The organism is Nonomuraea sediminis (genome assembly GCF_018531495.1).
Taxonomy (GTDB): Bacteria; Actinomycetota; Actinomycetes; order Streptosporangiales; family Streptosporangiaceae; genus Nonomuraea; species Nonomuraea sediminis.
Window position 1 is genome coordinate 1,225,028 of sequence record NZ_JAHDTI010000001.1, and the last position, 21,355, is coordinate 1,246,382.

The following is a 21,355-nucleotide window of genomic DNA, read 5'->3' on the forward strand; positions in this document are numbered from 1 at the left end:
GTCAGGTGCGAGGCGCATACATGATGACCGCGACCCCGATCAAGCAGATGACCGCGCCGATGATGTCGAAGCGGTCCGGGCGGAAGCCGTCGACCAGGATGCCCCAGGCCAGCGACCCGGCGACGAAGATGCCACCGTAAGCGGCCAGGATACGGCCGAAGTGCGGATCGGGCTGGAAGGTCGCGACGAACCCGTAAAGCCCGAGCGCCACGATGCCCGCGCCGATCCACAGAACACCGCGCTGCTCACGCCAGCCCTGCCAGACCAGCCACGCACCGCCGATCTCGGCGACCGCCGCCAGCACGAACAGGGCAATGGAACGCAACACGACCATGACGACGACCCTACGGCCAGGTCAGCCGATGAGGCGCGTCACGGGCGGCCAGTTCGTGCTGCGAGATGACGATCTGTCATAGTCCGCGGCCTGCAGCCGTCGTGACGCTTATGGCCTAAGCGTCGCCGCTGCCCAGCCGAGTTCGGTCATAGCTCGCCGTACCATCTCGAAATCCTTGGCGATGGGCTCGACCTGGCCCTGCGGGTTGTGTGCCAGCCGGTCGGGGTCACAGTGTTCCTCCGTTGCAGCGAGGCCTGTTGATGCGACGGTAGGAACTCCCCTCTGGGGTGAGGGTCAAGCCGTTACCGGAGGCGCTGTTCTGGTAGGCGGCCTCGAAGGCGTCCAGGCGGCGCAGGGTTTCCTGCAGGTCGGCGGGCGTGCAGGCGTTCCCGCGATGACTGGAGCCGGTCGGCCAGTCGTGGTCCGAAGGGCTGGCCGGAATGCGCCACGTCGCGGATCTCGGCGATGGTCAGTTCATGCGCGGCATCCGGATACCGGTGAGCACGGTCTCGATGCCAGCGTCGGACAAGATCTCGTCCATGAGGGCCGGGAACTTGGCATCCCGGTCTCGGATCAGGTAGCGCGCCCGGCAGCCCGCCCCTTCCAGATCCCTCACAAGATTCCTGATCGCCTGGATGACCCAGCTCCCGTTCGGATGCGCGGTGGTGCCCAGCACGCGGATCCGCCTGCTGGCGTGCTCAATGACCGCCAGGCTGTACCGGCGCTGCCCGTTCAAAGTGATGGCCTCGATGAAATCGCAGGCCAGCATGGCGTCGACCCGCGAGCGCAGGAATTCGCCACGTGGTGGTGGACGCCCGCTCAGGCGCCGGATCAAGCCCTTCCTGCTTGAGGATCTCCCAGACCGTGGGCGGGCGACCTCGCCTGTTCGGCCGGCAGGTACGCGCGTGACGCCGTTTCATCAGATCGCGGTGCCAGCGCAAGACGGTATCCGGCCAGACGAGCAGCCGTAGCCGGCGCAGGACCTCACGTGGCAACGATGTCAGGAGCGCGGCGAAGAAGGTCCGGTCCTCGAGCGCGAACCTCGCCCTGGCATCGGCGCCGAGTTGCCGTTCAATCACGGTGATCTGATGGCGCAGGGCGAGTATCTCGACGTCCTTTTCCCGATCGCCCATGGGTAGCAGCCGCAGCGCGGCGAAAGCGTTCGTAGCGGTGAGATAGGCCAGTCGAAGGAGCACGGTCGATCATCGTGCCGCATGTGTCTGCCTCTGCTGAGGGCCGGAGCTCGCGCACGCCATCCCAAGCTCGCAGCCCGTGAGCTGGGCGGACGCAATTTTCGACAGGCGCAGAGCGTTGTTGCCCGTTGGCGCCGACACCGCCGCCCGCCGTTACCGCACCTGACCGCCGCAGACGGAGATCGCCGAGCAACGGAAGTAGTAGCCCCACTAGGTGCCGGTGACGGGCTGGGGAGTAGGTGATGGAGGCCCGCCCACCGGGGTAGATCGGGAACTTACCTGTTAGCGGTCACTCGTTCTGTCCATGAAACGTCACTCAGGGCGAGCATGAGACTGACGATCGTGGCGGACCGAATCTCTGTGTAGATGCTCACGCTGTCGCCGTGCTGCTCGCCGTGGAGACGTGCCCCCTGGCCTCCGCCGACCGATTGCATTGATGATTGTCGCGGTTCCGGTGTGGTCAACGGGTTATGGACTGGGGTTCCGGGACGGGGTTTGCCCACGTCGTCTGCGGCGTCCGGGAACGTACACCTTCCCGGACAGCACAAAGGCATGGGTGGACATCGTCCAGCGACCACTGTCTGGGGGCCCCGCTGCGCGTCGTGCCCGATCCAATCACAGATCCAGGGCGAATCGCCGCTTTGGACATACGCCGAAGAGACCGGCTCGGCGGAGTCCTCCACGAGTACTCATGTGCCGCGCGACCTGCATGGATGGAATTTCGGCAGGTGCAGAGTTCGGCCGCCCTCGCGCCTTACCAACTTCCTAGACGCCGTGGCCAACTAAAGCCCTGACAGCGCCAGGCTATTCCTCGGAGTACCATTGAAAGCTTGTGGATACGGCGATTGAGCCACTGTGGTGCCCGAACGGAAATCCGCCGGCAGCCTGCGTGAAGACCTCAAAGATGATATTCGCCTCTGTGATCCTCACATTCTGTACATACGCGAGACCGCGGGATACGGTGTACTCCTGATCAACGCTGGCCGGGATAATTTTGGCCGAATCGGGCGCCCCGAACTGCTCAGGCCTGAACTCTATGAGCGTGGTCGTGTCGGTATTGACGCCCGAATTGTCTTGATTGTAGACTATCGGTCCAACCGTTGCGGTCCGATAAGGCATAATCGTCCTCCATTTTGTGATCACCCATAAATGGACACCTTGATCGATGCTTGTCAATCTTTCCGTTATAGCATCTGAATTACTTGCCTGCACTCGGGAATGCTTGGCGCTTCGATTCCCGGCTTACATAGGCGGGACCTTGGATATCTTGCGCCGCACCCATTTTACCTTTCTGGAAGCCCAACAATACCTCCATGAAGCAGTGCGTCAAGAGAGGCGGCATGCGTGTCCGAATGTGGCCACGACACAACTTTTCGGTTTCCGCATTCGGGACTTTGGGATGCCGACAATGATTCCCCGACAATGATTCCGGTGACGCCTCTGAATACTGCGCGACGCCGTGGGGATCGCTTCAGTCGGCTGATGACCACTTGGCAAAGGCACGCGATTGGTGTCACTGGCCTGACTACAGAGGTTGAAGAGGTTGAAAGGTCAGGGTTCATAGTGGATCACTGGTGAGGGTCAGGCCGGTGTGAGTGACGAAGGCGTCCAGCAGGCTGGATCGGAACTACATCCGCTTGAGCCGGGTGCGGCCCTGCCCATCTGACGCAGCGCGGAATTCACTGCACTGTGTTGCTGGCCCAGATGGGTGTTCCGTCCGGGCGGTAGATGACCAGATTCCCGTCGTCCTGCATGACCAGGTGGCTGCCTGGGTTTCCGTCTGTGTTGCTGGCCCAGACCGGCTGGGCGCTCGCGTTGTAGACGACAAGGTTTCCGTCGTCCTGCATGATGCACACCCCGACGCCGCCGGGCTTGGGGCGCGTATCCCACAGTGCCAGCACCTCGGGGTCGCGGTAGAGCACGAGGTTGGCGTCGTCCTGGTACGTCAGGCGAAATCGCCCGCTGGCCGACCCGATGGAGGCGTTCGAGGTCAGTACCTCACCCGGCTGCATGTCGTCACCGGCGGCTGGCGGGCCTGTCGGTAGCGATGGCCAACGGCGGGTCACTTCGTTGACGGTGTATTCCAGGATGTAGTCCTGCGGCAGCGCGGGCATGTGGCCGTGGCTGAACCAGTACCGCACGTAGCTCGTCTCGTTCATCCACTTGGCCAGCCAGTACGAGGTCTCCTGACCCGCGGCGAAGAACGGCTGGTTGGTGAAGGGGTTGATCAAGGTGAATTGCAGGCGGGCGCTGAGTTCAGGTGCGGGCCACCACAGGTCGTTGTCGGTCAGGCTCGCCAGGTGGCTGAGAACGAAAGCTTCGAGAGGTGCGGGCAGGAAGGGTAGGGAGGTGGGGCGGAGCTTTCCAGGGATGCGCCGGTAGATGCCCACCTCCGCGCCGATGCCGCCGGGGAAGCTGGGGATGCCGAGGAACTTCTGGCACCATCCCTTCCATAGTTGGATCACCACTGGCTGGCCGTCGATGACGGTCTCGACGATGGTCGAGGCGTACCCGGGCCACTGCAGGGCCAGGAAGCACGGCAGGGCGGCGCAGAGTTCCTTCCACCGCTCTGACGTCTCGACATAGGAGTAGCCGTCGACGATCTGGATCGTTGGGGTGCTGAAATCCTGGACGCTGTCCGACGCCCACAGCGCATTCCCCGCGCCGTCATAGATCACGAGGTTGCCGTCATCCTGGAGAACCAGCCGGGCGCCAGGGTGGCCGTCGGTACCGGCAGCCCACAACGGCACTCCCTGAGGGTCGTAGAGCACCAGGTTGCCATCGCCCTGCATGATCGCCATAGCCGCCGGTTGGCCTGCGGTGTCGGACGCCCACAGCGGCTGTCCGACCTGGGCGCGGTAGAGCACCAGGTTGCCATCGCCTTGGAGGATGAGCCGGAGCCAGCCGTTGTTCGACTCCAGCGTCTCGTTGATCTTCAGGCTCTGGTCGGGTAACAGATGGTCCATCGGGCCTTCTTCCGTAGAAACCGAGAATGCGCTCAACGGCATGGGTACGCAATCGCTCCGGCGTTGACAGCGCGGGGGTCACCGTTGACCATCGATCGGTATGGGCCTGGATGCGGTTCCGCTCGACCTTGGCTCGCTTCCGGCCGTACTGGCCGGGCCTATTGTGCGACGGCTGACTCGCACGCAAGTGTCGGTGTGGGTGGCCCTGTCGCGCCCGGACGATGTCACGCTGCACGTGCAGGGGCAGCCGGATGTGACCGTGACGCCGGTTCAGGTGGGCGTTCATCTCTGGCTGGCGGTGCTCACCTCGATGGGTGACTTCACCGCCGGATCGATCTTCCCCTACTCGCTGTCGTCACCAGGCTGGACGGCCACACCGAACTGGGCTGATTTCGGCATCGGCGCACCGCTGCCCTCCTTCCCAGGGCTTCCCACGGCGCTGACAGATCTGGCGGTGCTGCACACGTCGTGCCGCAAGTTCCATGGGAACGCCCGGGACGGTTTGACACTCGCACCGGATCTGATCGCCGCGTCGCCTCGGCCGAACCTGCTGCTGCTCACCGGAGACCAGATCTACGCCGACGACGTGCCCGCGGTGCTGGCGCCGCGCATCCGGCGGATCGCGGCCGATCTGGTCGGGCGGGACGAGAGTGCGGTGTTCGGGCCGCTGCCGAAGATCGGCGGGCGGCAGGCGCCGGGTGAGGCGTTCGGGCTCACGTCGTCGGACGCGTCAGACCATCTGTGGGCCTTCGGCGAATACCTGGCCGTCCATCTGCTGGCGTGGTCGGATGTGCTGTGGCCTGCAGCGCTGCCGCCGTGGTCCGCCGTCGATCCGGCGGTGGATCTGGATCCTGCGTTGGGCATGACCGAAGCCGATTGGAACGTTCTATCGAGCAAGGTGACGACGTTCCGGCAGGGACTGCCCGCCGTACGCCGGACGCTGGCGAACGTGCCCACGCTGATGGTCCTGGACGACCACGAGGTGACCGACGACTGGAACCTGAACTTCCGGTGGGCTGCCAAGGTCTACGCCGACCCGCGCGGTCGTCGCCTTGTCGCCAATGCGCTGCTCGCCTACAACCTGTGCCAGCACTGGGGCAACGTGCCTGACCGGTTCGCCGCGGCGGGGACGCCGGAAGCGCAGGTGCTGGCCGATCTCCAGCCGGACCTGGCCAGGCTGGGCGTCCCGGTCGGGCCGCCCGCAGCGCCGCCGAGCGCGTTACGCGATCCCTCGCCCACGTCGATCCGGTACGACATGACGCTGGGCCCGGCCGAGGGTCTGCCGATACGGCTGACGTTGCTCGACGAGCGCACCATGCGGGAGTTCCCCGATGACAGGGGACCCGCCGCGCGGATCTCGCACACGGCGCTGGCCGCCATGCTCCCAAGTGGGACGCCGGGACCGACGATCGTGGTCGCGCCCTCCCCCGCGTTCGGCACGCATGTGGTCGAGCACGTCATCCAGCCAGCGGCGAACCTGTTCCCCGGCGGCGCGGTGTTCGCCGACTACGAGTCGTGGCCGGGGGTCACCGCGAACTACGCGGACTTCCTGGCCCGGCTGGCCGCGCTCGGTCCGGTGGTGGCCTTGTCGGGTGACGTGCACTACGGCGCCGCGGCCGGCTTCGACTACGACGCCGCCCGGGCGGGAGCGGGGCTCACCTGCAGCGGGGCCAAGAACGCCGACTCGATGACACTGGCGCTGCATCTGGCCGGGGACTTCGCCATGAAGGTGGGCCTGGAGCGGGCGAGGTCGTTCTCCGGGTTCCGCGATCTCACCCCGGCGCAGCGGGCCTCGCTGGCCGCGCCGCCTGCGGCAGGGACGAGCCTGCCGTACGACGATGTGGCGGACATCGCGGTCGGACGGGTGCTGCGCGCGGGTCAGGAGAGCCCGGCCGTGCTGGCCGCGCAGGTAGCCACGGCGTACGGGCTCGGTCCCGCGGACTTCCGTTACACCATCACCCCGGTGGACGACGAGCGCATGCCGGACTCAGGACCGCTGCTGACCGACATGCTTGCGGCTCCGGCGCCGTGGACGGGCTGGGACCCCGCCAAGTCGGTGCAGATGCTCCACGCGCTCCGCGCCGGCGACCTGCACCGCATCGGGCACATGTTCAGCGGGCTTCCGCAGGTCGCGCTCGTCTGGTTCACCGGCGGCCCGCTCACCGTCCACCAGCGGCTGTACGGCGCGGCCGGCGAAACAGGCACCGCCCAGCAGGTCACCGAGGTGATGGTGAGGCTCGCATGACGGATTCGCTGTTCACGGACCTCACCGATCTCGTGGTCGAGGCGGTGGAGTCGGCCCTGGCGGGGCGCACCAAGACGCTGGCGGCCTGGACGCCGCCCGATCCGGCGCAGGTCCGTTCCCGGCTGGCGGACCTGGCGGCCCGGGCGGCTCAGACGGGTTCCGCAGGGGATCCCGGGGCTTGGGTCAGCGCGGTGAACGCGTGGTGGCAGGGCCTGGACGACCTGGCCTCCGCGGCGGGCGTGAGCCGTGACGCGCTTGTCGTGCGCGTGCTGCAGGAACGGCTGCCGCGGCTGGCCGCGTTCCTCATGGTGACCGGGGTGATCGGTAAGGACACGATCGACCGCGACCGAGTACGGCAGATGCTCACCGATCCGACGGTGCTGGTCAACGAGCAACTGTGGGACGCACTCGGCGGCAGCGACACGCTGCCCGCGGTGATCGTCGGACTGCTGGTGATGTTCCCGCAGACGATCATCGCCTTGGCTCGAGGCGACCTGCACGTCCTGGCTCCGGATCCGCCGGGCACGTCGGCTCCTGGTCAGTGGCGTGACTATCGGGCCACCACGCGGACGTGGCTGTCGATCACGGTCCCGATCGGCGATCCAGCCTCGGCCAATCCCCACCCGGCCAGCGCGTACGACTGGGTCGGCGGCATCCTGCCGGACTTGTCGGCGACGCTGGCCTTCCGAGGCAGCCGCCGCGCTCGTGGAGACGGATCTCGCGGCACCGACTTCGAGGCCTGGCTGGCGTTGGCGGTCGACCAGGACCGCTGGCAGTACAACCTGGGCAAGGGCTGGTACGTGCGGGTGGAGCCAGGGATCACGGCTGGATTCGGCCACGATGCCGGGAACCAATCCGGCCAGGGGACCTGGCATGGGGCGTTCCGGCCGTTCTCCACCACGCACCGGCCGGAGGGTCCCACGGATCCTGTCGAGGTGTCGATCGGTCGGGAGCTGCCAGGCGGGGCCCCCGACATCGCGTTCGGCCCGCCGTACGACACGCGGTTCGTCATCAAGGACCTGGGCGCGTACCTGAGGCTGCGGGAGGCGCACCCGATCTTCGAGATCGGCGTGTTCGTCAAGGAGCTGTCGGCGGTGCTGACCAACCGGTGGTTCCGGACGTTCGGCGCGACCGACAACACCTTCGGTGAGGGCCTTCGGGCAGAGCTCGATCTCGAGGCCGCCTACGCCGAGGGCACCGGGTTCCGGCTGAATCTGGGGGCGGGATTCGACGTCCTGATCCAGCTGGACAAGACGGTGCTGGGCGATCGGGATCCGGCCAAACGCGCCTTCGACCTGACCCTGCACAGCATCCGGCTGACCGTGCCGCTGCGGGCGACGGCCGACGACTTCGACATCCGCCTGGAGGCCCGCTTCCATGTATCCCTGCGGATCGGCCCGGTCACGGTGGTCGTCGACGGCGCGGGCGGCTGGGTCGGCTACTGGAACGAACCCGGCGAGGGCAAGCACTATCTGGGTCTGCTCCCACCGACGGGAGTCGGTCTGCAGATCGCGGCCGGCCCGTTCACCGGCGGCGGTTTCCTCGACTTCACCGGTGGGCCGAACGACATGTACGCGGGGCTGGTCTACGTCAAGATCGGCGCTTTCGAGATCACCGCGTTCGGCATCCACGAACTGACCACGGGAACGCCGCGGCGCACCTCGTTCATCATGGTGCTCGGCATCCGCTTCTCCCCTGGCATCCAGCTCGGCTTCGGCTTCGAGATCTCCGGGTTCGGCGGCCTGGTCGGCATCAACAGGCGGGCCGACACCGACGCGCTGCGCGAGCGGCTCACCTCCGGCGCGGCGGGCAACGTGCTGTTCGCCGAGGACCCGATCCGCAACGCGCCGGCGATCCTCGGCGATCTGGGCGCGCTGTTCCCTCCGCATGCAGGGACGTACGTCTTCGGGCCGACGGTCCAGATCTCCTGGCTGAACATCGCGGGCAACAAGCTCGTCCGCTTCGATCTCGGGATCTTCTTCGAGTTCCCGGGCCCCTCGAAGATCATCATCTTGGGCTCGGTGCGAGCCGAGATTCCCGGCGCGGCCGAGCTGTTGCATCTACGGCTCGATCTGGTCGGGATCCTCGACTTCGTGCACCGGACCATCGAGTTCGACGCGACCCTGATCAACTCGAAGGCGCTGGGCGTCTTCGTCGTGACCGGCGACGCCGCCTTCCGCTCCTCCTACGGCGACCCCGCGTACGTGATGCTGACCCTCGGTGGGTTCCACCCGCGCTACAAGCCGGAACCGGCCATCTTCCCGGAGCTGACGCGGGTGGCGCTGACCTTGAAGCAGCCGTCGAACTCGCTGTTCCTCCGCTTCGAGGCCTACCTGGCGGTGACCACCAACACCTTCCAGGTGGGCGGCAAGCTGGAGGTCGGGATCAAGGCGGGACCGCTGAACGCGATCGGGTTCGTCGCCCTCGACGCGCTGATCCAGTTCACGCCGTTCTACTTCGACGTGGAGATCTCCGCCGGGTTCCGGATCCGATGGAACGCGATCACGCTGGCCGGCGTGGTGATCAGCGGGCGGATCACCGGACCCGGGCCGGTGACCGTATCCGGCAGCTTCTGCTTCGAGCTGCTGTTTTTCGACATCTGCTGGAGCGACTCGTTCACGATCGGCGATTCCGGCGACCCACCGCCCCCGCCGGTGGGCAGCGTCTCGCAGGCGCTGCGGCAGGAGCTGACCCAGCCGGACAACCTGGCCGCGCGTGGTGGCGACGATCCGCACGCGGTCCAGAAGGTGCGCGGCGCACCGGCCCGCCCGGTCGTCTCACCGCTCGGCACGCTGGAGTGGACCCAGAAGCGGGTGCCGTTCGACCTGCTCATCGAGCGCTTCGAGGGCCGTCCCCTGGCCGCTCGGCAGTCGCTGGTGCTGGAATGCCCGCAGGCGCAGGGCACCGTACGCGACCGGTTCGCGCCCGGCTCGTTCTGCACGCTCACGCAGTCGGATGCGCTGAACCGGTCCGCGTTCGAGAACCTGGACGCCGGGATCGTCCTCGGCTTCGCCCAGCAGTCGGCGGCAGGGGTCGCACACCAACGCACGATCGTCGAGATGCGGCTGCCCAAGCCGGACACCTTCGCCGGGGCGATCTTCGCCTTCCCCAAAGTGGTGCTCGCGGGGACACGTGAACGGCAGGCCCCCTCGGACGTCCGGACGAAGGCGGCCGCCGTCTCGGTCCGCGACGAGACCTTCGAGGTACGCGACGCGACAGGGACCGTGCAGGCCGCCAGGCGTAGCGCGGCCGACGCGCACCAGCGGGCGAAGGTGTACGGCGGCACCGCGACGGCCACCGGCGACGTCGTGGATATCGGAGGGATCTGATGGCCGACCTGAGGTTCCTCGGCTGGCGGCGGTCCGGCGTGTACGCGCGGGTCGCCGGCGACACGCTGACCGGCGGCCGGCTCACCGGATCGGCCGAGCTGACCATCCGCAACACCGAGCAGGCGGGCGACCAGGTCACCGAGACCGTCCGCTTCGACATCATGGGGCCGGGCGACGTACCGGAGGTGCGCAACGGGTTCGCCTGGCATGAGGCGCCCGCGCCGGGCGCGGCCGACGCCGAGACGACCAAGTGCGTGCAGGTGGAGCTGGCCGCCGACGACCTGCCCTGGCGCTACACGCCGCAGCGGGCGGTGGGAGAGGTGCTGCGGCCGTGGCTGGCGCTGGTCGTCGGCACCGCCGGCGAGGTGGCCATCCAGCCCGGCGGCCAGGTCACGTTGTCGGGGGTGGTGCTCACATCGCATCCGCTGGGCCCGTCGGCCCGGTGGGCGCACGTGCAGGAGGACGCTGACGGGCATCCGCCGGTGGCGCGGCTGCTGTCGGCACGGCCGCTGGAGGCGCTGACGTCCTACACCGCGGTCGTGGTCCCGGCGTTCACACCCGACGGGCAGCCGTCGTGGGGGCCGACGACGGCGTCCGTGACGCTTCCCGTGCACCATGCGTGGACGTTCCACACCGGTGACGGCGGCGACTTCCCATCGCTGGCCAGGAAGCTCCACCCGGTCGCCCCACCAGACCTGGGCCGGGCGCCGCTGACGTACCAGCCGCTACCCGGTGCGCAGCCGATGGCGGTGCGCGGCGCGCTCGCGCCCGTGGGCAGCGCCGATGCGGCCGTGCCGCAGCCGATCGCCGACGACGTCGCCCTGCTGACCACCGCTCCGGTCGACCCGCGCCGCCCGGTCATCTCCGTCCCCGCGTACGGCTCCGCGTGGGTCACCACCCCGTCGACGTGGGCCGGCCAGTTCCACACCGACCCGCGACACCGCGGTGTCGCCGGACTCGGCCTACGGATGGGGATCGAGGAGCAGGACAAGCTGGCCGACGCGGCCGCCACGCAGGCGGGAGCGCTGCGGGCGGCCGCACAGCGCATCCGCGACCTCACCGCCGGGCTGGAGGCGGCCCGGTCGCTGTGGAACCGGCGGCTGCCGCAAGACCCGATCCGGCGGCTGGCGATATTCGGACCGGCACTGCGCGGGATGATGACGGCGACCGGCAGCGTCCGTGATCGGGTGACCGCGCCAGGGCGGCCGCTGCCGCCGGCGATCTTCGCAACCGCAACACGGCGCGCGCTTCGCGGCCACGACCCGGCGAAATACCTGGCCAAGGCCAACACCTGTCCTCCTCCCCCGCCGCTCAACCCCCACGGCCTGCCGTACATCAAGCTCCGCCCGGCAGACGTCAGCGCCGATCGGTTCAAGGACCTCTTCCGCCAGTTCGACCGCCGCCCCTACAACCAGGACCTTGTCACGCGCTTCGACCGCCAGGTCTCGGCGGCGATCGAACGACTCGGCCGGGACGGTGCGCCCGCCCTGGTGCTGGTCGAAATCCTCGACCCGGTGTCCGGCCGACGGCACTCCGCTGAAGAGCTGCGATCGCTGCTCGACCGGTTGGACAGCGCAGGAGACAGCCGCGAGCTCGCCGATCTCGGTAAGGCCGTCGGTGGCACGCGGCCGCCCGAGCGGCCCTGCGCTCCCGTCGACCTGCAAGGGTTGGCCACCGCGGTAGGGGCGGCGATCGACCCGACAGGCAGGCCGTTCGTGGTGGACCGGGTGCTCGGCACCATCGACGGCCTGGACGATCAGCCGCTGACTCCGCCGGAGCTCTGTCCCGACCTGGACATCCCTGCCTGGAAGATGCTGCGTGATCACGCGCCCGACTGGCTGCTGCCCGGCGCGGGGACGCTGGACGAGCACGCGGTGACCGGGATGGCGACCAATCCGGCGTTCGTGGCCGCCTTCCTGCTGGGGCTCAATACCCAGACTCTGGGCGAGCTGCGGTTCCGCAACATTCCCGTGATGAGCGGGTGCACGCCGCTGCGGCAGTTCTGGTCGCGGGCCGACCCTGCGGCCGACAGCTACGTCGACGACATCCAGGGGATCGCGAACTGGCCCGCGAACGGGCCACTCGACGATCCGCTACTGCAACCGGTGAAGGCGCGCGGCACCGACCTCGTGGTCGTGTTTCGCACGCCGTTGTTCCGCCGTTATCCGGCGACGATCGTCTACCTGGCCCCTGCCGCCATGAGCGGCGGTCAGCCCGACTGGGAGGCAGAACCAGACTTCGCCAACCGGCTGTGGCCCATCTTCCAGGGCGCGGTCACCCCGGAGATCGTGTTCTTCGGCTTCGCCCTGGATCCGGCCGCCGGGAAACGGCACTGGGTCGTGCTCGAGGAGCCGCCGCCGGGCTTCCGCTTCTTCAACGTGGTCCAGCCGGAGTGGGACGCCGCCCGCAGGTCGAGCTTCACGGGGGCGACGGACGGGGGCGGCTTCGCGGCGGCGGCGTTCGCCGACCCGTTCCGGGTGATGATCCGCGGTTCGTCCCTGATCCCGGGAGGCGCCCCGTGACGGTTGTCGGTGTTCTGCTGCCGCTGCGGCTGGAGACCCGTTTCTTCCCCGTACCGGGCGGATGGCAGCTGTGGCTGCGGATCGTCCCCGATGCGGCCAGCCTGGACCGGCATGATCCGCTCGCCACGGTCCAGGAGGTCGACTCCGTACGGGAGCTGTGGCGGGCCACCGGCGGCACCATGCTCGCCGAGCACTGGGACCGGTTCGCCGGGGTGCACGGAGCCGCCCGGGCGGCCTATCTCGTGCAGACCTTTCCCCCGATGACCAGACCCGACGGCACGATCGACGTGAACGCGCCCGCCACGTACCGGGAAGGCCCCAGGTTCAGCGTGCTCAGAGGCCTGCCCGCCCGGCTCGAGGTGTGGCTGGCCCGGGGCGGGCACCCGCCCACACTCGCGGCGAGGACGGCCGTCGATCCGACGCGGCTGTCACTCGAGGTCCCGCGGCCGGGAGAGGAACGCTGGTGGAACTCCTGGCGGGAGGCCCTCCTCGCCGGCCTCGGCACCATCGTGGACCTCGGTCCCACGGCCGACGACATCGACGTCCTGTACGTCGTCGGGCTGGACGGCGGTGACCCCGGCGACCTGTTCGCCGCCCACCGGGCCGCGGGCAACCTCGGCACACTGGCGATGGGCACGGCGACCAACAGCGTCGACGGGCAACCGGCCGCGGATCTGGCCCGCGATCCGGACACCTGGCGGCGCATCGCGACAGGCGAGGACCCGAGCGGACCCGCCGGACAGCGGGTCAGCACCGCCCTCACCGGCGCTTTCGACCGGCTCGGGCCGCTGCCGGGAAGCCCGGACGTCCCGAGCGAGATCGGCCTTGCCCTGGTCCGTGCCCTCTACCCCGCAACAGCGGGCCACGCGATCAAGGACATCGCCGGGCTCGGCGGAGTGGCCATGCCCATCGGACCGTGGGTAGGCAGCTACGTCTTCCCCGAGGGACCGTTGCCCTCGATCCGGATCGGCGACCAGCCATATGGGCTGCTGCCGGTGACCTCTCTCAACGCGTGGGTGCCCGCGCCAGGGGACCCGCCCGTCGAAGCCGGGCTCGCCCCCGTGCTCGCCCGGCTCAGGAACGACCTCGCAGCCTCGGCCGAAGCGAAGGGAACGGCATTCGGGGCGGACACCGATCGGGTGCTCGATCTGATCGCCCGCACCCCACGCTCGACCGGATACGCCTGGCGGTACTTCCTGCCGCTGGAGGTGCTGCGCGCCCTGCTCGCCATGTACGGCTCGCCCACGACGTCCGCCGAGCTGATGGCGCTGTGGACCACGTCCGCCAAGCCGTACCTGGCGCTCGGCGCGAGGCCGGTACGCGCCTACGGCACGCTTGGCTGGCCCCAGGATCTGGAACTCGCCCTGGTCATGCCGACCAACCTGACCGCGAGCTGGCGGTTCCCCAAGATCATCGAACGCCTGCTGGCGGCCCCGATCCGGCTCCTGGCCGACGAGCGGAACGTGCGCGAGCTGTTCGGCGCCATACCGGACAGCCTGCTGGTGCGGCTGCTCATCCACGCGCTGCTGGTCAGCGCCGCCGAAGTGGCTCGAGCAGCGCTCGGCGGTGCCTCGATCCGCCTGGAGCCGCTGTCCGCGCCTGACACGCAGCAATCCGAGCTGGTCCGGTGGGCTCTGCAGTTCCAGAACGGCATGCTCGGCGGCGATCCGGCCAGCGAGGTCTTCCTGGGAGTACGGGAAGGCATCAAGGCGCTGGCCGGCTTCGAGATTCCCGTACTGGAACGGGCCCTGCGGGCGACGCTGGACACCGCCTCGCACCGGGTGGACCCGTGGATCACCGGGCTCGCCTGGCGACGGCTCGACTCCCTTGCCGGCGCGCAGCGGGTGCTGGGCGTTTACGGCTGGGTCGACCGGCCGCGCCCCGGTCCGCACCAGCCCGGCGAGGTCCTGCACGCCCCCTCATACGCGCAGGCGGTCACCGCGGCCATTCTGCGCGACCGGGCACGCTCGGACCCCGAGGCGGACCGCTGGCACATGGATCTGACCTCAGATCGGGTACGGCTGGCCGCGTCGATCGGGGCGGAGGTCGCCCTCGGCGCCCACCTTTCGGAGGTCATCGGGCGGCTGGTCGAGCGGGAGGCGGGCGCGCAAACCGTCGTGGAGCAGCTGCGCAAGGACTTCCCCATCCGTACCGAGCACGCGGGCCGGCGTGTCTGCGACGGCCTTGCCGTCCTGCACGACCTCAACGGGCTCGACCCGGTCCTGGCGGCTCGGTTGGCGCCGCTGCGTGAGGCCCTCGACGCCTACGGGGATCTGCTCGTCGCCGAGGCCGTCTTCCATGTGGTGTCCGGACGTGGCGAGGTGGCCGGCGCGGCGATGGACGCCGCGGCCGGGCTCGCCACCCCGCCGACCCTGCAGGCGATCAGGACACCGCGGGGCGGGCGGGCGGTTTCCACATCAGTGGTCGCGGTGCTGCCCGACGCGCCCGACCCGGGTCCGACGTCCAGCCCGGGAGAGGTCGCCGACCCGGCCGTCGCCGCCTTCCTGGCCGGGCCGGCCGACCCCGACGGGCCCGACTGGACCTGGCAGACCAGTGCCGGTCCCGTCACGCTCACCGGCCTCGGCCTGTCCCCCGTCGACACGATCGCGCTGTCCGGCGCCGACCTGCTGTCCCTGGCGGGAGGCGGCACCGACCCACCCGCGCGGGAACGAGTGCGGCGCATGGCCGACCTGCTGGGCCGCCAGCCCGCCGTACCTGTCGATCTGGCCTCCGGGAGCGACAGCGCGGCAGCCGTACACACCGACCTGCTCGACCGCTACACCCGCGTGCGGGCACTGGCAGGTTCACTGCAAACAGAACTGCAGACGGCAACCTCCGACGCCGCCCGGCAGACCGCGCTGCGGCACGCCGTGCGGTGGGGCATCACCCCGCTGACCGACGACTCCCCCACCCTCGCCACCCAGGTGCAGCGGGCCGCGGGAGCGCTGGCCACCCGGGTGGCGGCCGCCCCGGCGGACGGCTCTGCGCTGTCGGTGGCCGAACTTGCCCGGGCCATCGCGGAACTGGTCTCGCCGGAAGGGCGTATGCCGGTGCTGTCCCGCCTCGACCTGCCGCCGCTCACCGCCGATCCCCAGGAGATCGAGCCCGGCTGGCTGGAGGTCGTCGCCGCCGTGCGTGCACCTCTTGCCCGCCTCGAAGCCCATCAGTGGCTGGAGCGCGCCGCCGGCCGTACCCCGTTCAGCGCCTGGACGTCACGGCCGGGAGACGTGTGGCAGCGGACCGCGCCGGACGTCCCAGGACTGGCAGGTCCGTCCAAGCTGGTCGCCGCCTTCGGACCGCCGGGAGTGGTCGGCGCGGGACCGCGGGCGGTCGGGTTGATCGACTCGTGGAGCGAGGTCATCCCCGCCACGGACCACGCCACGACGGCGGCCGTCTACCACGACGCCCCCGGGTCACGGGCCCCGCAGGCCGTGCTCATCGCCGTACCGCCCGATCTGAACGCTCCCCTCGACACAGCCGCGCTGGTCCGGATCGTCGCGGAGACCCGGCTGCTCGCGCACGCCCGCGCCGCCGGGCCGGACGACCTCGACCCACTGTCGGGAGGGCTGCCCCTGATGATGCTGCCGTCTTCAGTCCGACTCACACCGTAGGGGCTCGCATGCGCTTCGACCTGTATGGACGACTGGAGCCCATCCGTCCTGACGGCTCGCTCGACGAGGGGTTCCGCGCCGAGGTGGCCGACCCTGCCTGGTTCCTCGGGCAGCAGTGGCTCATGGGCGAGCACCAGGGTGAGGACGCGGCGTCGCCGGTCATGGTGACGCACACGACCAGCCACACGGCCATCGACCCCCTCGACGGGGAGGACCCGGGCGTCACACCCGCGGAGGTCATCGTCGAGGCCGGGCCGGGCGACTGGTGGACTCCCGGACGCAGGCTACGGCTCGGCGCGGCCGCCGCACCCTTCCTGGCAGGCCGCTCCGACCTGCGGTTCGGGGTGCTCCCGCCGCCGTATGACGGGCTGGCGGATGCCTACGACGGCTGGGCCGTCTTCCGTCTGGCCAGGGCCGAGGTCCCCGCGTCCGTGTTCGCCGAGGTACCCGCCGAGGCCACCGACATGTGGGACTACGCCGAACTCGTGCACACCGCGACGTTCACCGCCGGAGGATCGGCTCTCGAGATCCCCCGCCACGACGGCGGCGATGTGGACTGGTATTCGGTTCACACCTCGGGGCCGATCACCACGCCCGCGCCGCGGCAGACGTCGGTGATCCCGTCGCGGCTGACCTACCCTGGCGCGCCACATCCCCGCTGGTGGCAGATCGAGGACGCGCACGTCGACATCGGCGGGGTGCCTCCCGACCGCAGCCACTTCGCCACCATGCTCCTCACCGACCTGGTCATCTCGCACGCCGACGACTGGTTCACCTTCCCCATCGACTGCGCGGCCGGGTCTGTCGTGACGCTGCACTCGGTCGAAGTGCGCGACGCCTTCGACCAGGTGTCCGTGCTGAACGTGCCCGCCGACTGGACGCTGTACGCGGTCACCGGCCTGGCGCCGTCATCGCTGCTCGTGTGGCCGACGGTGACGCTGCCATTGCGCGGGTCCTCGCTCGACGACGTGGTGGTGGGTGTCGATGAGGACGCGAACCTGCTGTGGGCGGTCGAACAGCGCGCCGACGGGCGTGAACTGGCACCACCGCCTCCGCCAGTCCCGCCGGATCAGCCGGTCACCGGCACCCTGCGGGCGGACGCACGCAACGAGTACGGTTACCGGCCGAGCACTCGGCTCCCGCGCTACTGGCATCCCTACGAGATCCATGAGATCGACGGACGACGCCGCTACGTCCAGGCTCGGCTGGCCGACCTCGAACTCCGCCCTCCCGGCCTGCTCCCCCAGCCGGTCAGCCCGCTGCTCACCGACCCCGCCGCACCTACGAACGGGCCGGCCCACCAGATCGAGCCCGCCACGATACCCACAACCGGCCTGCGATTGGACCGCCGCTACGTCCTGGGGCGCCGCACCACAGGAGAACCGATCCTGTGGCGACAACGGTCGCGGATACCGCTACTGACACCCCCGGTTAGTGCACTACGCTTCGACGTCCTGGAGGAGCAGTCCCGCCCAATCTGACCTTGGCCACGGCAGGGCCCGGGCGGAACAACCATGCGTTCATTGGACCAACTGGATACGGATGGGTGTTGACTCCAGCAACATCGCGAGTTCGGCGGGTACTCTGGTGCCCGAGGCCTGACCTTCCACCTTTACCTGGGACTCGTTCCGCGAGACCAGGTGGCATACCAGGCTCGTTCGCGACGCAAGCCGGTCGCGCAAGCGGCCAGACCGCGGATGAGCTGGCCGGGTGCCGGTATAGCGCTTGTTGCTCTCCGGCCGGGTCTTCTCCAGCGTGAGCAGGCCCCATCCCTTCTCCGGGAGATAGCAGTCCTTCTTGCGCAGGCCCGACGCCTCGCCAGGGCGTAGGCCGCCGAAGTACATGCCCGCGAACAGCGCCGAGCCGGGGACCTCGACCGGATGCTACGCCAGCGCTACCGCCGCGAGACCCTCGCCCAGGAGTTCCACGAACGCTTCGTCACCGCCCGCATAGCGCTCACCGGCCGCCGTCCCGACCTCGACTGAAGTTCTCACTCATGACGCAAACCCCGGAACGCAACTCGCTCCAAACTCTCCAGCCGAACGCCAGCCCCGGTGTAAACAGCTTGGATGAGCTCGACCAAATGGAGCGCTGAGGCCGAAAACTGTGTCCGCATGGTCGTCACACCACGCTACGACGGGCTTGGGATCTGCTACAGGTCCCGTGAAATGCACGAGGCTGACGTACCACAGGTTGCGCACAAACTGATCGCGCATACGAAACTCCAGGTCTTGGACGCCCCGGCGTTCCAGCCCGAGAGCTAAGCGCTGTTGCAACCTGACCATGGAGTCATCAACGGGATATCCGCACACAAGAACTCCCCCAGCGTGCGGACTGACTCCTCTCACCGTCACGTTGATCGACGGCAATCCTTCGGCGGCCTCTTCGAGGGCCTCGCGATAGAGCAACCGGAGCGGATCATCGGCTGGGATGGCGCTCCTGTAGTTCTCCAGGGACCTAAGGGTGAAGTGCAACGCATGGCGATCGTGGACCCAATGCCCTTGCCCAACAGCAGCTCCCACCTCCCGCGCCAGGTCGGCAAGCTCCTGACTCACCCCTGGCTCAGGGCGGAGAACGGCTGCAGCACCCCAGCGGGATCCACCCTCTGCCATAGGTTGCTCGTGCTTCGTTCGGCCAGCGAGGAGCGCCTTGCGACCGCGGTCAAAGAACTCCGCAAAGTCGGACATCCGGCCAGTATGCCAGTGCGCAACTCAGGCCAGATTCGCACCAGCAGCCACGTCCAGAGGCCGAAATTGATCTCATAAGGATCAAGGCGACGAACGGCGGCGGGACTCAGGGCCGCCCGCCGCACACAGCACCCGCCGCGCCAAGCCGCACCGCCGGCCTGGGACGCGCCGTCGCCCACACGGGCACATGGCCACAACCGCCTGAGGAAATTCCTCAGGTCTCGACGTTCTCGGTTCTAAGCACGTCGTAGCCGACGAAGCTGAACATACGCCGTCCCGAGATCAGGGGGCGGGACTGACCCGTGAAGCGGTGCACACCGACGCCGAAGCCGGCATCCGGCTCCGACAGCCACTCGCGATTGAAGCCGCGCTCCTCAAACCAGCGACAGATCCACGGCACTCGATCAGGAGCCGCGCGGTGCCGAGTCCAGATAACCGTGCCGCCGGTCTTGCACAACTGGCCACAAGTGTCGATCGTGCGCTCGATGTCCTCGTCCGTAATGTTGCCGAACAACCCACAGACGAGCACGATGTCGGCAGGAACCATACCTCGGTAGTGGTCAGTGAGCGCGGCATCAGCTGTGACCACTTCGACCTGTCCGAGTCCCGCCGCTTTGATCGCATCCTCGGCGATGGCGGTGTTGCCCGAGTCCAGCTCGACCAGACGCGCCCGAACATCGTCACGACGGGGGTGATCGGTCAGCATTTCCAGTACGTCGCGGCCCTGGCCCGAGCAGAGACTGACGAGTTGCAGAGGGCCGGACGGGCAGCTGTCTAGCGCCAGCCGTATCCGCTCCTGGACGACTTGCAGCCGCCGCGCCAACCGTGAACCTGGGACGTCGTAGTCATCGTGCCAACCCTGCCAATCCATGAACGAACCCTACGAGGGCACCTGACCCAAAGGCTCACCCCTTTTGCCTCCGGCGGGGGCCTCAGGCTCCGAGATGATCGCGACACGGGCAGGGTGGTCACGGGGCTGGAGTAGAAGCCTGATCGTCCCGTCGCCGCCGCCGACCGCATACGGCATGGGCGTGACGCGCTGCAGGTGTCGGCGCCGCCTACCTCACCTTCACCCCGCTGGCCATCGGCGCGCGAACGGAGGTCGCGGCCTGCATCGAGCTGGCGGACGGCAACCGGAAGCTTCGCCGCATGGTCCCGCCTCTCCAGCAGGTCGAGGGCGTCGAGCAGAGTTTTAGAGAAGACCGCCGCATCCAGGCGGCCGCTGCGGCCGTCGGTTCTGGGCGGCGACATCGGCGCGCCATACCACAACCGATCGACCCGAACCCCGGGCGCTGACCCGCCGCCTTGACCGCTCGCCGACCGTTCGTTGTTGTCAGCTTTGCCGCACGTTGTGCCACCCCATCGTCATCGCTACATAGCGTCGATGGTGTGCGACATGCGACCAGGAGCGTTGGGGCCGCCATGCTGGTGGCCCTCGCCTTGGCCGCGTGCGGCGCCGACCGAGAGTCGGCCTCGAAGACACCGAGAGAAACCCCGACGAGCACCGCGGTCATCGCCTCGGGCTCGTCGGCGCAGCTCGGCGCGATGAATGCGTGGCGTACGTTCTTCCGCGAGATCGCCCCTGATGCTGTGATCACCTACCGGCCCGTCGGCTCGGGCTCGGGCGTGCGTGAATTCATCCAGGGCATGACCGCGTTCGCCGGCTCCGACGTCGTGATGACGTCGCAGCAGCACGCACAAGCCGACAGGCGTTGCGGCAGCCCCGCGCTCCACCTGCCGATGGTCGTGGGCCCCATCGCGGTGATCTACAACCTGGAGATAGCCGACCTCAAGCTGTCACCCGCCACCATCACCGGCATCTTCAGCGGGAAGATCACCAAGTGGAACGACCGGGCGATCGCCGCCGACAACCCCCGAACCTCCCTGCCCCGCGCGGACATCCTGGCCATCCATCGCGCCGACGAATCCGGCACGAGCGAGAACCTCACCAAATACCTCAAGGCTGCGGGCGGCTGGCCGTACCCGCCCTCGACGAAGTGGCCGATCTCCGGCGGTCAGGGCGTCGAGGGGTCAGCCGCCATGACCGAGGCGGTAAGGACGACAGCGGGCGCGATTGGGTACGTGGAGTACGGCTACGCCAGCGGCCACGAGTTGTGGACCGCCAGGGTGAAGAACGCCACAGGCGAGTCCGTCCCGATCACGCCGGACAGCGCAAGCAAGGCGCTCGTCGGCGCCAAGATCGTCGGCAGAAACGGCGACCTGGCATTGAAACTGGACTACACGACCACGCGGCCAGGCACGTACCCGATCATCCTGGTCACCTACGAGATCGCGTGTTCCAAGGGCTCGCCGCCGCTGGTCCGGCGCTTTCTCCGCTACGCCGCGAGCAATGCGGGCCAGACGAATCTGACCCCGCTCGGGTATGCACCGCTGCCACCCGACCTGCTCGTCAAGGTGCGCACCTCGATCGAGGCCATGAGCTGAGGCTGTCCCGGGTTCGACGGCTA

The 21,355-nt window shown here is 68.7% G+C and carries 12 protein-coding genes; 6 read left to right on the forward strand and 6 right to left on the reverse strand.

Annotated elements, in window-relative coordinates:
- Position 1: 1 nt before the first annotated feature.
- The 4 genes from KIK09_RS05750 to KIK09_RS05765 all read right to left on the reverse strand — a co-directional run bounded on the left by KIK09_RS05750 (position 2) and on the right by KIK09_RS05765 (position 4,493).
- Entirely contained in the window at positions 2–334 is a 333-nt protein-coding gene (locus KIK09_RS05750) for a YnfA family protein (protein WP_214317549.1), read from the reverse strand.
- Between the two features lie 469 nt (positions 335–803).
- The gene (locus KIK09_RS05755; protein WP_214317550.1) at positions 804–1,169 is read right to left on the reverse strand and encodes a hypothetical protein; all 366 of its coding nucleotides are present in this window, start codon (positions 1,167–1,169) and stop codon (positions 804–806) included.
- Between the two features lie 1,162 nt (positions 1,170–2,331).
- Positions 2,332–2,703 (reverse strand): hypothetical protein, encoded by a 372-nt coding sequence (locus KIK09_RS05760; RefSeq protein ID WP_214317551.1) that lies wholly within the window; start codon positions 2,701–2,703, stop codon positions 2,332–2,334.
- Positions 2,704–3,206: 503 nt separating this feature from the next.
- A complete protein-coding gene (locus tag KIK09_RS05765; RefSeq protein WP_214317552.1) occupies positions 3,207–4,493 on the reverse strand; it encodes a hypothetical protein in 1,287 nt (428 codons plus the stop codon).
- 187 nt (positions 4,494–4,680) lie between these two features.
- Here KIK09_RS05765 and KIK09_RS05770 point away from each other — a divergent pair, with 187 nt between their 5' ends.
- The 5 genes from KIK09_RS05770 to KIK09_RS05790 are packed head-to-tail and all read left to right on the forward strand — an operon-like array spanning position 4,681 to position 17,681.
- Positions 4,681–6,738, forward strand: coding sequence for a metallophosphoesterase family protein (locus tag KIK09_RS05770; protein WP_214317553.1), 2,058 nt, complete (start codon positions 4,681–4,683; stop codon positions 6,736–6,738).
- Entirely contained in the window at positions 6,735–10,067 is a 3,333-nt protein-coding gene (locus tag KIK09_RS05775; protein WP_214317554.1) for a DUF6603 domain-containing protein, read from the forward strand. Before KIK09_RS05770 ends, KIK09_RS05775 begins: the two co-directional genes overlap by 4 nt.
- Positions 10,067–12,589: a hypothetical protein gene (locus KIK09_RS05780; protein WP_214317555.1), complete on the forward strand. Its 2,523-nt coding sequence runs from the start codon at positions 10,067–10,069 to the stop codon at positions 12,587–12,589. The genes KIK09_RS05775 and KIK09_RS05780 overlap by 1 nt, the downstream gene beginning before the upstream one ends.
- Positions 12,586–16,200 carry a hypothetical protein gene (locus tag KIK09_RS05785; RefSeq protein WP_214317556.1) on the forward strand — a complete coding sequence of 1,205 codons (3,615 nt, stop codon included), beginning with the start codon at positions 12,586–12,588 and terminating at the stop codon, positions 16,198–16,200. The genes KIK09_RS05780 and KIK09_RS05785 overlap by 4 nt, the downstream gene beginning before the upstream one ends.
- A gap of 8 nt (positions 16,201–16,208) precedes the next feature.
- Positions 16,209–17,681: a hypothetical protein gene (locus tag KIK09_RS05790; protein WP_214317557.1), complete on the forward strand. Its 1,473-nt coding sequence runs from the start codon at positions 16,209–16,211 to the stop codon at positions 17,679–17,681.
- Positions 17,682–17,720: 39 nt separating this feature from the next.
- On the opposite strand, the gene KIK09_RS57420 is transcribed toward KIK09_RS05790, so the two are convergent.
- Both KIK09_RS57420 and KIK09_RS05800 read right to left on the reverse strand, forming a co-directional pair.
- On the reverse strand, positions 17,721–18,044 hold the full coding sequence (locus tag KIK09_RS57420) for a hypothetical protein (protein ID WP_250572522.1): 324 nt from the start codon (positions 18,042–18,044) through the stop codon (positions 17,721–17,723).
- Positions 18,045–19,101: 1,057 nt separating this feature from the next.
- Positions 19,102–19,758, reverse strand: coding sequence for a class I SAM-dependent methyltransferase (locus KIK09_RS05800; protein WP_214317558.1), 657 nt, complete (start codon positions 19,756–19,758; stop codon positions 19,102–19,104).
- A gap of 518 nt (positions 19,759–20,276) precedes the next feature.
- On the opposite strand from KIK09_RS05800, the gene pstS reads away from it, so the two are divergent.
- A complete protein-coding gene (gene pstS / locus KIK09_RS05805; RefSeq protein ID WP_214317559.1) occupies positions 20,277–21,332 on the forward strand; it encodes a phosphate ABC transporter substrate-binding protein PstS in 1,056 nt (351 codons plus the stop codon).
- Positions 21,333–21,355: the final 23 nt, after the last annotated feature.